Here is a 12,534-nt window from a genome sequence, read left to right as displayed (position 1 = left end):
TCGAGCGTTTCTACAATCCGAGACGACGCCACTCAAAATTGGGCTATCTCAGCCCTATGGCGTTCGAGGACCGCGCTGTGCAAACCTAACTCTGTGTCCACGGAACCAGCAGCAGGCCAGGAAGGTCCGGTAAGGGGAAGGCGCGCTGCGGCAATAATGATCCTGGCCAATGACCGCAAAGGGCCGATCGCGTCGGGCATACCCACTTGCCTGGGTGACCAGCACGCTGCACCGCCGCATGTCCGGTCTGAGCCCAACTTACCGAATGCTGCAACTTGCGCGAAGGACTGCTTTGACGATAGGCGGATGTGCGGTGACTTCCCGTTAGCAAGGTGTTCCTTGATGAAACCGAAGTTGCCAGCGACCGCCTTCTCTCACCCATAGCGACGAACGGCGTCCTGCTTCGACTTCATCGCCGTATCTTACCTCACTCGTGTAAGTCGCAAGGGCTACATCCGCAGCGACCATAGCTACAGAATAGTCCGGCAGAGGTAAAACTGCTCTGATCTCAGCCTTTTGATCGGGATCAAATATCATTTCCGCCCGCTCATATCTGCGCCCCGACCTGCCGAACTCCAAAAAGTCCGAAGAAAAGGTTTGATCCATGAGGACCGGATCAAAGCGTGTTTCGGCTCGCCAAAGCGCTTCTTCCAGCGCCAACAGAGCGGCCCTGTCTTCTGAAGTTAAAGTCACCGGATCGCTCCATCTCGAAAATTGACAATGCGAGGGTTCCAGATGAATGCGGACATATCAAGTCGAAGGTCAAACGGCAGCTTCGTCCGCGCTGCCGACCTTCATCCTCGGAAAATGCTGCGCGATGGACGGATGGCCGGTTTGGTGAAGCTGCACCGCGGCGATCAGTCAGGGACTGAACGGCAGGTTTCGGCCGTGAATGGTAACCTCAGAGCGATAGGCCAATGGAGGCCACTGGTGCATTAGGTCTCCTGCGCGATCAGTAAAGGTTCGGCGTCCTTCAATTCCTTCGTGAGCCGGCCGAGCTCCGTCATCGCTTTTCCGTAGTCGCTGCTGATCCCGTGTTTGGAGACTTGCAACAGGGCTTTGAAACCATCTTCGCTGATCATGGCGATTTCTTGGAAGAGGCAAATCGGCAGCTGTCGGTTATCTTTGAAGCGTCGATCTGGGCTACCGTTCTTATTTACGTATTTCCAGGTTTGACCAACAACTTTTGCATCTGAGGGGGCGGCCTCCACGATCATTCGCTGGTCACGAATAGCTGTGCGAAGAGTTTCGTATCGAACCGCTCCAAAGCGCTTATTCTCCTCAATTAGAATGCAGTCAGGGAAGAAGTAGCACTTCTTTCCGTCGATGAGGATCATGGGCGGCGTCACGTTCGACGCGATGCCGGGCGGCAAAGCATAGGATACGGACGTTTCCGTCGTGTCGACCAAACTCGTAGCACCTGCGTTCTTCTTCCACGCATGGAGCGTCGTAATGTCACCGCTCGCTTTCACAAACCAGAGCTTGCTAGCTCCAGCGATCTGGTCAATAGTTCCAATGAGCGCCCTATATCTCTCTTCGGCAGCTTGTTCGAGGTTATAGGCGAATACGACGTTGCGACGCGGGATGTCTAGCATGTGCCCCACAGCATAGGCGATCCCCAAGAGCGCGACGCACGCCATTATCGCAGCCGAATTCTGCGAGATGAGGTTGAAGACGAGGCCCAAGGCCGCCGCGCCGCACAGTATGAGCGTATAGGAAGGCTTCTCGCGCGCCCGATTCAGGCTATTCAGCGCTTCTGAGTGCGTTTCAGAAACAAGCACATCCGCCTCAGCGGAGATGATCCGGTGCATTAGTACACCGTCTTCAGTCATGTAGGTTGGCAGCTTCTCCTCCGGAGCGATCTTGGCGAGCTCCGACGCGTAATCCCCCTGCTTCTCCGAACCGGGTTGTTTAGGCCTTCGGCCAAGGGTGCCAAGCGTCTTCCGATAGTAAATACCGTTCATCCCAGCATGGATGTAATGGCCCTTCGGGCCGGTCCCGACCCGGAACCCCTTTACGCCGGCAGAGAAGCCTAGACCTGATTTTGAGAGATTGATCCTAAACGGTCCGAGGGTAATCGAATCCCTGATGTAAAACGGCATGATCGACCTTTTAAAAAACGCCAGTGCAGACTGGCACAATTCTTGTCGGTCAGGCTAGATTTAAATGTTGCAGTTTAGGAGGCAGATCCTTGTAGGTGCATCGACGCTCGCTCGGTAGACTTCAATGGACCGAGCCCCAATGTCCGTTTCCTGGACCATGACCGGCCGTCGGCTGCGGCGCGAACGAAGGTCGGCTCAGGGCCGTCGGCTTCAGTTAGTAGGAGGCAGGAGGGAGCTGCGCGGTCTGTCCGCTCCAGTAGGTTCTCCGTCTATCTGGAGAAGCCGGTCAGAGCGCTAGTCGCGCAGAGACAAAATCAGCGCGTGATGCGATGTCGGTGCACGGCAGTTCCGTGATCTCATATCCGAGCGCGGTGTAGGTCTCCCGCATGACGGCGCAGGTTGCTTCGGCTTCGGTGCGGGTCTGCTTGCGTTCGGTGTCCTGTGTGAAGACCTCGTTCCAGTAGGGCGCAAGGAAAACGCGGGCGTTGTAGCGGGCTGCCTTGGCCGCTGCGGCGATGTGGGGCGGCACGGGGAGGCCGCAGAGGGTCAGGTAGCCCAGAACGTCAGGAATGCCGCGGTCGAAGATCACGGGGCCTGAGAGGGACTGTGCGGCGCTGTAGGCGCGCAGGTCATGTTCCAGCATCCTTTCGGCGTAGGCCATGCGATCCGCCCAGGGGAGGGCGTCTCCGCCGCGCGCCATCTCCTCGCGCATGATCGCGCGGCCGGATTCGGGGATTGTGTGGAGGCCGCGGCGGGCAAGCTCGGTTATCAGGCTGGTCTTGCCCGCACCGGGGCCGCCCGTCACGACGAAGAAATGGTCGCTCATGGGCCATCCTCGGGTTTGACAGGGGAAGGGCTGCGAGGCGATCAACGCGCCAAAAGGCGCGGATCAAGGCAGCATGGATTTTCGTAGGGAAAACAGCACCCGTCTGCGCAGCAGAGGCAAACCTTCTGACGAAAAAGGCAGAACTACCTGGTGCTTTTCAAAAGGTAGATGGTGGAGCCTAGGGGGATCGAACCCCTGACCTCTTGCATGCCATGCAAGCGCTCTCCCAGCTGAGCTAAGGCCCCATCTCGTGTGACGCCCTTGGCGTCGTGCGGCGTGATCTACGCAAAGCCGCGGGCGGGTTCAAGGGAAAAAATCACCGCCCGCGACGAAAAAATTCCGAGCCTCAGCTCTCGTCGTCTTCGCTGGCCACATCGGTGATGTCGTCGAGCGAGACGTTGTCGTCATCGTCGTCCTCGAGCACATCATCATCGTCGAGATCGACCTCGACATCATCGTCCAGCAGGTCATCGCTCTCGTCGTTCTCGGCATCGGCCTTGCGCTTCGCGCCATCGGCTGCGTCAGCGACGAGCATCGTGCGCTTGCCAGTGTCCAGCTCGAGCACCTCGCCCGTGTAGGGGCTGACGATCGGGTCCTTGTTCAGGTCGTAGAAACGCTTGCCGGTGGTCGGGCACACGCGCTTCGTACCCCATTCTTCCTTGGGCATGGGAGATCCCTTTCATCCTGTCCGGTCATGTCGACAATCCGCGCCCTCTGCCATATCAGGGAGGCGGTGTCAAAGGCTTTGGCCATGTTGCATCCGAGGCAGAGCATATGGGGCAGATCACACTTCCTGGCAACCCGCCGATCGCGGTGACCCTGCGCCGTTCCGCGCAGGCGCGGCGCCTGTCGCTGCGGCTCAGCCAGATCGACGGACGCGTCACCCTGACGCTGCCGCGCCGGGTCCCCGAGCGCGAGGCGGTGGGCTTCCTGCGCGAGAAGGAGGCGTGGCTCAGGGGCCATCTCGAGGCGCGCGGCGATGACGCGCGGATCGCGCTCGGCACGGTGCTGCCGATCGAGGGCGTGCTGCGCGAGATCCGCCCCGGGGCCGGGCGCAGCGTGGCTCTTGGCGCGGCCCATGTCGAGGTGCCGGGCCCCGATGAGCGGGTCGCCGCGCGGCTGCAGGGCTGGCTACGTACGTTGGCGCGCGAGCGGCTGGCCGAGGCCTCGGACCGCTACGCGGCAAGGCTCGGGCGGCCCTATACCCGGCTCACGCTGCGCGATACGCGGTCGCGCTGGGGGTCGTGCACCTCGGAGGGCGCGCTGATGTACAGCTGGCGGCTCATTCTCGCGCCGCGCGAGGTGCTCGAGTACGTCGCCGCGCACGAGGTTTCGCACCTGGCGGAAATGAACCACTCCAAGGCGTTCTGGGACACGGTGGAGGCGCTCTACGGCGATTGGCGCCCGCAGCGGCGCTGGCTGCACGACGAGGGCGGCAGCTTGCACCGCTATCGCTTCGGCGGCTGAGCGCAGCGCGCCGTGCAGGAGGGCGATTGACGGCGTCGCGGATTGTGATCACATTGCGCGGATTATGACTCCAGTTACCCGCCCCGTCGAAATCGTCACATCCGCCCATGACCGCGTCTATCGAGGTCTGCGCACCCGCATCATGCTGGGCCAGATCGCGCCGGGAGAGGCGCTGACCCTGCGCGGCATCGGCAAGGAGTTCGAGGTCTCGATGACCCCGGCGCGCGAGGCGGTGCGGCGGCTGGTGGCCGAAGGCGCGCTCAGCATGTCGTCCTCGGGTCGGGTGCAGACGCCGGAGCTGTCGAACGAGCGAATCGAGGAACTGGCGGCGCTTCGCTCGCTGATCGAGGTCGAGCTGGCCTCGCGGGCGCTGCCGCGCGCGCACATCGCGCTGATCGACCGGCTACAGACCATCAACGGCACCATCGCGGAAGTGGTGCGCGACCGCGACGCTGTGGGCTACATCCGCTCGAATCTCGAGTTCCACCGCACGCTCTACCTCAGGGCGCAGGCGCCGGCGATGCTCGCCATGGCGGAAACCGTCTGGCTGCAGCTCGGCCCCACGATGCGGGCTCTCTATGGCCGCCTGCGCCGCTCGGAGGCGCCGCAGTTTCACCGACTGATCATCGCCGCTCTCAAGGCGGGGGACGAACCGGGGCTGCGCCTCGCGGTGCGCTCTGACGTGACACAGGGTCTCAAGATGCTGGCGAGCTGAGCGCGCACGGCGCTGCGCGCAGCGCCGGGGCCGTCGAGGGTCGCTGCCACGGATACGTAGACGCCTTCGCCCGAACAGCGCGCCCGACAAGCGAAAATTGCTCGAGAACAAAAAGACAAAAGCTGTTCCGAGCCCTGTCCCGGGCCGGGTCAGGCTCTCTCGGCAGGCTCGCGGATCTCCGGGGTCGCCGCGATGACCAGCTCGTGCAGGCCCGCGCCGCCGGCCTCGACATGGTCGAGCAGCTGCGCGCGCATCCGAGGCTCCCAGAAATCGTTGATATGTGTCGCCACCCCGGTGGCGCCGTCCTCGCCCGGCTGGGTGGCGAAGAAGGTGGCGATCTGGTTGGCCATCATGACCATCTTTTCAGGCGACATGGGATGCTCCATCGACGATGCGCTCGGCTGCGGCGTAAAGATCGAAGCCGCCGCCCCGGGCAAAGGCGGCCAGCGTGAGGTGGGCCTCTTCGGCGGTGCTCAGAGCCAGCGCGGTGGGCGCGGACACGGCGATCAGGATCGGGCAGCGGGCCAGCACGGTCTTTTGCACCATGTCGACCGAAACGCGGCTGGTCAGGACGACCGCGCCCTCCGAGGCGTCCATGTCCTGCCGGGCCAGCGCGCCGATCAGCTTGTCGAGCGCGTTGTGCCGGCCGACATCCTCGCGCGCCATGACGATGCCACGGCCGGCCAGCAGGAAGCCCGCGGCGTGCACCGCGCGGGTCTGATCGTGCAGGGGTTGGTGGTGGCGCAGCTCGTCGGTGGCCCGCGCCACCTCGGCGCGTGTCAGGGTCGGGCCGCCCTCGGGCAGCCGGGGCAGGGGGCGCAGCGCTTGCTCGAGGCTGTCGATGCCGCACAGCCCGCAGCCCGTCGGCCCCATCATGCTGCGCTGACGCTCCTTCAGGTCGCGCCCCGGCGCCTCGTGCAGCCAGAACCGCGCCTCGATGCCGCGCGGATGGGTCACCGCCTCGAACTCGGCCACCTCGCCGGGGCGGGCGATGATGCCCTCGCTCAGCGCGAAGCCATAGGCGAAGTCGGCGATATCCGCGGGGGTCGCCATCATCACCGCCTGCGTGGTGCCATCGAACACCATCGCCACCGGCACTTCCTCGGGCAGGGAGCGCACGACCGAGCGCGTCCCTTCGCGATGCACCGCCATGCCGGACCTGCTGACGCTCGGCCGGCTCATTCCGCCGCCGGGAGGATGCGCCGCGAGCGCTCGGCCTGCGCGGCGTAATCCTCCTGCCAGTCGGTCGGGCCGTTGCTGGGCGAGACCTGCACCGCGGTCACCTTGTATTCCGGGCAGTTGGTGGCCCAGTCGGAATAGTCGGTGGTGACCACGTTGGCCTGCGTGTCGGGGTGGTGGAAGGTGGTGTAGACCACGCCGGGGCTCATCCGGTCGGTGACCGACGCCTTCAGCGTGGTCTCGCCCGAGCGGCTGGCGAGCTTGATCCAGTCGCCGTCCTTAAGGCCCCGGTTCTCGGCGTCGTGGGGATGGATCTCGAGCAGGTCCTGCTCGTGCCAGACGCTGTTCGAGGTGCGCCGAGTCTGCGCGCCCACGTTGTACTGCGACAGGATCCGCCCGGTGGTGAGCAGCAGCGGGAAGCGTGGCCCGGAGCGTTCGGCGGTCGCGACATACTCGGTGACGATGAACCGCCCCTTGCCGCGCATGAAGCCGTCCACGTGCATCAGCGGCGTGCCTTCGGGGTGCTCCTCGTTGCACGGCCACTGCACCGAGCCCTTCTGCTCGAGCAGGTCGTAGGTCACGTTGGCAAAGCTCGGCGTGGTGGCTGCGATCTCGGCCATGATCTGCTCGGGATGGGTATAGGCCCAGCCCGCGCCCATGGCGTTGGCGAGCATCTGGGTCACCTCCCAGTCCTCGTAGCCGTTCTTGGGCGCCATCACCTTGCGCACGCGGTTGATGCGGCGCTCGGCATTGGTGAAGGTGCCGTTCTTCTCGAGGAAAGACGAGCCGGGCAGGAAGACATGCGCGTAGTTCGCCGTCTCGTTGAGGAACAGGTCATGCACGATGACGCATTCCATCGCCGCAAGCCCCGCCGCCACGTGGCGGGTGTCGGGATCCGATTGCAGGATGTCCTCGCCCTGGCAGTAGAGCCCCTTGAAGGTGCCCTCGACCGCGGCATCGAGCATGTTGGGGATGCGCAGGCCCGGCTCGGGGTCGATCTCCACGCCCCAGGCGTCCTCGAAGACCTTTCGGACCTCGGGCAGCTTGACGTGTCGATAGCCCGGCAGCTCGTGCGGGAAGGAGCCCATGTCGCAGGAGCCCTGCACGTTGTTCTGTCCGCGCAGCGGGTTCACGCCGACGCCCTCGCGGCCGATATTGCCGGTCATCATGGCGAGGTTGGCGAGGGCCATCACGGTGGTCGAGCCCTGGCTGTGCTCGGTCACGCCCAGCCCGTAATAGATCGCCCCGTTGCCGCCCTTGGCAAACAGCCGCGCCGCCGCCCGCAGCTCCTGCGCGTTGACGCCGGTGAGCAGCGCCGTGCTTTCCGGGGCGTGGCGCTTGTCCGAGACGAACTCGGCATAGGCCTGGAACTCGTCCCAGTCGCAGCGCTCGCGGATGAAGGCCTCGTCATAGAGCCCTTCGGTGACGATCACGTGCCCCAGCGCGGTGACCACGGCGACGTTGGTGCCCGGGGTCAGCGGCAGGTGATGCGCGGCCTCGATATGGGCCGACTTGACCATGTCGATGCGGCGCGGGTCGATGACGATGAGCTTGGCGCCCTCGCGCAGCCGCTTCTTCAGCCGCGAGGCAAAGACCGGGTGGCCGTCGGTCGGGTTGGCGCCGATCACCAGCGCCACGTCGACCTTCTCGACGCTGTCGAAATCCTGCGTGCCGGCAGAGGTGCCGAAGGTCTGGCCCAGCCCGTAGCCGGTGGGCGAGTGGCAGACCCGCGCGCAGGTATCGGTGTTGTTGTTGAGGAAAACCGCCCGCGTGAGCTTCTGCACGAGGTAGGTCTCCTCGTTGGTGCAGCGGCTCGAGGTGATCACGCCAAGGCTGCGGCGGCCGTATTTCTCCCGGATGCCGGTCATGCGCTCGGACGCAAAGGCCAGCGCCTCTGACCAGCTCACCTCGCGCCACGGCTCGTCGATGCTGTCGCGGATCATCGGGTTGAGGATGCGGTCCGGATGCTCGGCATAGCCATAGGCGAAGCGGCCCTTGACGCAGGAATGCCCGCGGTTGGCCTTGCCGTGCTTCCACGGGGTCATGCGCACCAGCTGGTCGCCGTTGAGCTCGGCCTTGAACGAGCAGCCGACGCCGCAATAGGCGCAGGTGGTGACGACCTCGCGGTCGGGCGTGCCAAGCTCGGCGACGCTCTTCTCCTGCAGCGTGGCGGTGGGGCAGGCCTGCACGCAGGCGCCGCAGCTGACGCAATCGGAGCTGAGGAAATCGTCGCCCGCAGCCCCCGCCGACACCCGGCTCTCGAAGCCGCGGCCCTCGATGGTCAACGCGAAGGTGCCCTGCACCTCCTCGCAGGCCCGCACGCAGCGCGAGCAGACGATGCACTTGGAGGGATCGTAGGTGAAATACGGGTTGCTTTCGTCCTTCGGCAGGTAGCGCGGGTTGGCCTCGCCCACGGGCATCCGCAGCCGCGCCTCGGCCTGGCTGCGTGCGCCGGTGCCGGAGGGGTCGTAATGGTTCTCGCCGGGGGTGTAGCGCACGTCGCGCAGGCCGACCATGCCGGCCATGTCCTGCAGCTCGCAATCGCCGTTGGCGGCGCAGGTGAGGCAATCGAGCGGGTGGTCCGAGACGTAGAGCTCCATCACCCCCTTGCGGATCTTCTTCACCTTGGAGGACTGCGTGTGCACCTTCATCCCGGCATGGACCGGCGTGGTGCAGGAGGCCGGCGTGCCGCGCCGCCCCTCGATCTCCACCACGCAGAGCCGGCAGGAGCCGAAGGCCTCCACGGAGTCGGTCGCACAGAGCTTCGGGACCGTGATCCCGGCCTCCATCGCGGCGCGCATCACCGATGTCCCCGCGGGGACGGTCACGTCGATCCCGTCGATGGTGAGATGCACCGGCTTGCCCGCTTTCGCGGGCGTGCCCATGTCCCGGTCGTCCCAGGGAATGATGAAGTCCTTCATCTCAACGCCTCCCGCATCTTCTTTGGTTCAAAAATACCTCGGGGGGTTCGGGGGGCTGGCCCCCCGACCGGTCGTCTCGCCGCAGGCGAGGCGAAACCCCTCGCACCGCCATGTGCCCTCGCGCCACCGTGTCCCGTCATTCCGCCGCTTCCCGGACCGCCCCGAACTCCTCGGGGAACAGGCGCAGCGCCGACATCACGGGGTAGGGCGTGAAGCCCCCCAGCGCGCAGAGCGAGCCGTCCTGCATGGTCTCGCATAGATCGGTCAGCAGCGGGATCGCCCCGGCGTCGCCGGCGGCGATGCGGTCGAGCGTCTCGACGCCGCGCACCGCGCCGATGCGGCAGGGAGTGCACTTGCCGCAGCTCTCCACGGCGCAGAACTCCATGGCGAAGCGCGCCATGCCCAGCATGTCGGCGCTGTCGTCGAACACCACCAGACCGGCATGGCCGATCAGCGCGCCCTGACCGTCGAACTCCTCATAGCCGAAGGGCGTGTCGAACTGCTCCGGGCTCAGATAGGCGCCCAGAGGCCCGCCGACCTGCACCGCCTTGACGGCGCGGCCCGAGGCGGTGCCGCCGCCCAGATCCTCGACGATCTGGCCGAGGCTCATGCCGAAGGCGGTCTCGAACAGACCGCCATGGCGCACGTTGCCGGCGATCTGCAGCGGGATGGTGCCCTTCGACCGTCCGAGCCCGAAATCGGCGTAATGCGCGGCGCCCTTCTCGAAGATCACCGGCACGGTGGCCAGCGAGATCACGTTGTTGACCACGGTGGGCTTGCCGAAGGCACCCTCGAGCGCCGGCAGCGGCGGCTTGGCACGGACCACGCCGCGCTTGCCCTCGAGCGAGTTCAGCAGCGAGGTCTCCTCGCCGCAGACATAGGCCCCGGCGCCGACCCGGACCTCGATGTCGAAGGCGTGGCCCGAGCCCAGCACATCCGCGCCCAGAACGCCGGTGGCGCGGGCGATCTCGATGGCGCGGGTCAGAACCGCGATGGCGTCGGGATATTCCGAGCGCAGGTAGACGAAGCCCTTCTCGGCGTGACAGCCGAGACCGGCGATCGCCATGCCCTCGATCAGGCAGAACGGATCGCCCTCGATGATCATGCGGTCGGCAAAGGTGCCGCTGTCACCCTCGTCGGCGTTGCAGACGATGTACTTGCGGTCCGCATGGGCCATGCGCACCGTGTCCCACTTGATGCCGGTGGGAAAGCCCGCGCCGCCGCGACCGCGCAGCCCCGAGAGCTTGACCTCGTCGATGATCTCCTCGGCTTTCATCCCTATGGCGCGCCGCAGGCCCGCAAGGCCGCCATGCGCCTCGTACTGCTCCAGAGACAGGGGATCGGTGAGGCCGCAGCGGGCAAAGGTCAGCCGCGTCTGGCGCTTCATCCAGTCGAGCTCCTCGGTCAGGCCGAGGGCTTTTTCGGGACCGTCCTCGAACAGGGCCGGGACATCGGCCTGGGTCATCGGGCCATAGGCCATGCGGCCCTCGGGCGTCTCGACCTCGACCAGCGGCTCGAGCCAGATCATCCCGCGCGAGCCGTTGCGCGCGATCTCGACCTCGACGCCGCGCCGGTCGGCTTCAGTGCGGATCGCCGCGACCACCGCCTCGGCGCCAAGCGCCTTGGCGGCGCTGTCCATGGGAACCCAGATCTTCATGCCGCGCCCTCCAGCTCGGCGTCGATGCGGGCGGCATCGGCGCGCCCGATGAGCCGGTCGCCGATCATCGCCGCCGGGGCGCAGGCGCAGAGGCCGAGGCAGTAGACCGCCTCGACGGTCACCCGACCGTCGGGGGTGGTGCCGCCCCAGCCGATCCCGAGCTTGTCGAGCACCGCCTCGGAGAGCGCGTTGGCGCCCATCGACTGGCAGGCCTCGGCGCGGCAGAGCTTGACCACGTGGCGCCCGGCGGGCGCCTTGCGGAAATCGTGGTAGAACGACATCACGCCATGCACCTCGGCCGGCGTCAGGTTCAGTGTCTCGGCAATCAGCGGCAGCGCCGCTTCGGGCACATGGCCGTGGGCCTCCTGAATGGCGTGCAGAATCGGCAGCAGAGGCCCTTCGAGCGACATCTGCGCATCGATCAGGGCCTGCAAATCGTCCGATGTCGGGTGCGAGTGGCGCATTCGGGCTTCTCCTCCCTTGGATTTCTGCGGTTTTGCCAGATGCACGATTTATGAATCAATATCGTTGTTCCGTCGAATGATAGTCTAATCCTATCAAGGTGCGGGCCGTGTCAGGCCCTCGGCCTCGTCGAGAAGCGCTTGCAGGACGGGGGTATAGGGCTCCTGATGCGGCGCGATGAGGCCGACGGCGGGCGCCGCGCCCTCACTCCTGAGCGGCACCACCGCCAGCGGCTTTCCCTCGCAGAGAAACCGGGCGAGATCGTCGGGCAGGATGGTGACCCAGTCGCCGTGCAAAACGTTGGCCACCAGAACCACCGTGGAGTTCGATTCGATCAGCGCCGCGGGGCCGATGCCGGCTTCCATGAAGTGGCGGTTGATGATGCGGCGGTTCTGCATGTCGGGCGTCAGCAGGCAGAGCCGCGCCGCGCCGAGCGCCTCCCAGCCGATCGCGCCGCCCTGCGCGAAGAGATGATCGGGGCGACAGATCAGGGTGTAGCTCTCGTGATATAGCGGGCGGGTCGTGACCCGGCCCAGCGGTTCGTTGTCGAGATAGGTGATGCCGACGTCGATCTCGAGATCGTCGAGCAGCGACAAGATCTCGGTCGAGGCGCGCGACAGCACGGTGAAACTCACGTTGGGATGGCGCGCGGTGAAGCCGGTGACGAGCTTCGAGGCCCATGTCAGGGCAGTGGGGATCACCGCCAGCCGCAGGTGACCGGCCAGCCCCTCGCGCGAGGCGCGCATCTCGTCGCGCAGCCGCCGCGTGTCGCCGACGATCTGCCGGGCGCGGATCAGGGCGCGCTGGCCCTCGGGCGTCAGGCCACCGAAACGCGAGCCGCGGCTGACGAGCTTCACGCCGAGCTGCTCCTCGAGCTGGCGGATGCCGGTGGAGAGCGAGGGCTGGGTGATGCCGAGGCTTTCGGCGGCCCGACCGAAATGCTGCTCGCGCGCGAGGGCGATGAGCATCTCGAGCTTGGCAATCATGTTTTTCTATCGAAAAGACACATAACGATACCTTGCATCAGAACGCTGTCGTCGGCAATCACGGACGCTCGCGGGTCGTCAAGCGAAACAATCGCCCAAACCGGGCCCTGAATCGGGCGATTTTCGTGCGCAAATATTGAATATTCGGACAGAATACCTACTAAAAGTACACCAATAGACACGGGCGCAAACCGTCATCGGCCCGCAGAGGCCCCGGCG

The 12,534-nt window shown here is 65.5% G+C and carries 12 protein-coding genes and 1 tRNA gene; 2 read left to right on the top strand and 11 right to left on the bottom strand.

The genetic code is table 11. The features are described from left to right. Window positions 1–324: 324 nt before the first annotated feature. From LCM15_RS22935 to LCM15_RS21775, 5 genes are all read right to left on the bottom strand, one after another. Window positions 325–693, bottom strand: coding sequence for a nuclear transport factor 2 family protein (locus tag LCM15_RS22935; protein ID WP_224859925.1), 369 nt, complete (start codon window positions 691–693; stop codon window positions 325–327). 242 nt (window positions 694–935) lie between these two features. Beyond that, a complete protein-coding gene (locus LCM15_RS21790) occupies window positions 936–2,102 on the bottom strand; it encodes a DUF4236 domain-containing protein (protein ID WP_224859924.1) in 1,167 nt (388 codons plus the stop codon). 286 nt (window positions 2,103–2,388) lie between these two features. Further along, a complete protein-coding gene (locus tag LCM15_RS21785) occupies window positions 2,389–2,928 on the bottom strand; it encodes an AAA family ATPase (RefSeq protein WP_224859923.1) in 540 nt (179 codons plus the stop codon). A 169-nt stretch (window positions 2,929–3,097) separates the two neighbouring features. Continuing rightward, a tRNA-Ala gene (locus LCM15_RS21780) sits at window positions 3,098–3,173 on the bottom strand. A gap of 101 nt (window positions 3,174–3,274) precedes the next feature. After that, window positions 3,275–3,595 (bottom strand): TIGR02300 family protein, encoded by a 321-nt coding sequence (locus tag LCM15_RS21775; RefSeq protein WP_224859922.1) that lies wholly within the window; start codon window positions 3,593–3,595, stop codon window positions 3,275–3,277. Window positions 3,596–3,702: 107 nt separating this feature from the next. Here LCM15_RS21775 and LCM15_RS21770 point away from each other — a divergent pair, with 107 nt between their 5' ends. Continuing rightward, window positions 3,703–4,395, top strand: coding sequence for a M48 family metallopeptidase (locus tag LCM15_RS21770; RefSeq protein ID WP_224859921.1), 693 nt, complete (start codon window positions 3,703–3,705; stop codon window positions 4,393–4,395). A gap of 64 nt (window positions 4,396–4,459) precedes the next feature. After that, on the top strand, window positions 4,460–5,110 hold the full coding sequence (locus LCM15_RS21765; RefSeq protein WP_224859920.1) for a GntR family transcriptional regulator: 651 nt from the start codon (window positions 4,460–4,462) through the stop codon (window positions 5,108–5,110). 149 nt (window positions 5,111–5,259) lie between these two features. Here LCM15_RS21765 and LCM15_RS21760 read toward each other — a convergent pair whose 3' ends face one another. The 6 genes from LCM15_RS21760 to LCM15_RS21735 all read right to left on the bottom strand — a co-directional run bounded on the left by LCM15_RS21760 (window position 5,260) and on the right by LCM15_RS21735 (window position 12,315). Continuing rightward, window positions 5,260–5,484 (bottom strand): formate dehydrogenase subunit delta, encoded by a 225-nt coding sequence (locus LCM15_RS21760; RefSeq protein ID WP_224859919.1) that lies wholly within the window; start codon window positions 5,482–5,484, stop codon window positions 5,260–5,262. Continuing rightward, window positions 5,474–6,292: a formate dehydrogenase accessory sulfurtransferase FdhD gene (gene fdhD, locus LCM15_RS21755; RefSeq protein ID WP_224859918.1), complete on the bottom strand. Its 819-nt coding sequence runs from the start codon at window positions 6,290–6,292 to the stop codon at window positions 5,474–5,476. The genes LCM15_RS21760 and fdhD overlap by 11 nt, the downstream gene beginning before the upstream one ends. Next, entirely contained in the window at window positions 6,289–9,210 is a 2,922-nt protein-coding gene (gene fdhF / locus LCM15_RS21750) for a formate dehydrogenase subunit alpha (RefSeq protein WP_224859917.1), read from the bottom strand. Before fdhF ends, fdhD begins: the two co-directional genes overlap by 4 nt. Before the next feature lie 136 nt (window positions 9,211–9,346). Continuing rightward, window positions 9,347–10,867 carry a formate dehydrogenase beta subunit gene (locus LCM15_RS21745; protein ID WP_224859916.1) on the bottom strand — a complete coding sequence of 507 codons (1,521 nt, stop codon included), beginning with the start codon at window positions 10,865–10,867 and terminating at the stop codon, window positions 9,347–9,349. After that, window positions 10,864–11,331 carry a formate dehydrogenase subunit gamma gene (locus LCM15_RS21740; protein WP_224859915.1) on the bottom strand — a complete coding sequence of 156 codons (468 nt, stop codon included), beginning with the start codon at window positions 11,329–11,331 and terminating at the stop codon, window positions 10,864–10,866. The genes LCM15_RS21745 and LCM15_RS21740 overlap by 4 nt, the downstream gene beginning before the upstream one ends. Window positions 11,332–11,424: 93 nt before the next feature. Continuing rightward, complete coding sequence (locus LCM15_RS21735; RefSeq protein ID WP_224859914.1) at window positions 11,425–12,315, bottom strand: LysR family transcriptional regulator; 891 nt, start codon at window positions 12,313–12,315, stop codon at window positions 11,425–11,427. Window positions 12,316–12,534: the final 219 nt, after the last annotated feature.

Source organism: Salipiger bermudensis (genome assembly GCF_020171625.1).
GTDB classification, from domain to species: domain Bacteria; phylum Pseudomonadota; class Alphaproteobacteria; order Rhodobacterales; family Rhodobacteraceae; genus Salipiger; species Salipiger bermudensis_B.
This window is presented reverse-complemented; position numbering and strand designations above follow the sequence as displayed.

Excerpts from the sequence above, each read along its gene's own strand:
- LCM15_RS21790 (WP_224859924.1), bottom strand. The coding sequence starts at position 2,102 with ATGCCGTTTTACATCAGGGATTCGATTACCCTCGGACCGTTTAGGATC.
- LCM15_RS21785 (WP_224859923.1), bottom strand. The coding sequence starts at position 2,928 with ATGAGCGACCATTTCTTCGTCGTGACGGGCGGCCCCGGTGCGGGCAAG.
- LCM15_RS21775 (WP_224859922.1), bottom strand. The coding sequence starts at position 3,595 with ATGCCCAAGGAAGAATGGGGTACGAAGCGCGTGTGCCCGACCACCGGC.
- LCM15_RS21770 (WP_224859921.1), top strand. The coding sequence starts at position 3,703 with ATGGGGCAGATCACACTTCCTGGCAACCCGCCGATCGCGGTGACCCTG.
- LCM15_RS21765 (WP_224859920.1), top strand. The coding sequence starts at position 4,460 with ATGACTCCAGTTACCCGCCCCGTCGAAATCGTCACATCCGCCCATGAC.
- LCM15_RS21760 (WP_224859919.1), bottom strand. The coding sequence starts at position 5,484 with ATGTCGCCTGAAAAGATGGTCATGATGGCCAACCAGATCGCCACCTTC.
- fdhD (WP_224859918.1), bottom strand. The coding sequence starts at position 6,292 with ATGAGCCGGCCGAGCGTCAGCAGGTCCGGCATGGCGGTGCATCGCGAA.
- fdhF (WP_224859917.1), bottom strand. The coding sequence starts at position 9,210 with ATGAAGGACTTCATCATTCCCTGGGACGACCGGGACATGGGCACGCCC.
- LCM15_RS21745 (WP_224859916.1), bottom strand. The coding sequence starts at position 10,867 with ATGAAGATCTGGGTTCCCATGGACAGCGCCGCCAAGGCGCTTGGCGCC.
- LCM15_RS21740 (WP_224859915.1), bottom strand. The coding sequence starts at position 11,331 with ATGCGCCACTCGCACCCGACATCGGACGATTTGCAGGCCCTGATCGAT.
- LCM15_RS21735 (WP_224859914.1), bottom strand. The coding sequence starts at position 12,315 with ATGATTGCCAAGCTCGAGATGCTCATCGCCCTCGCGCGCGAGCAGCAT.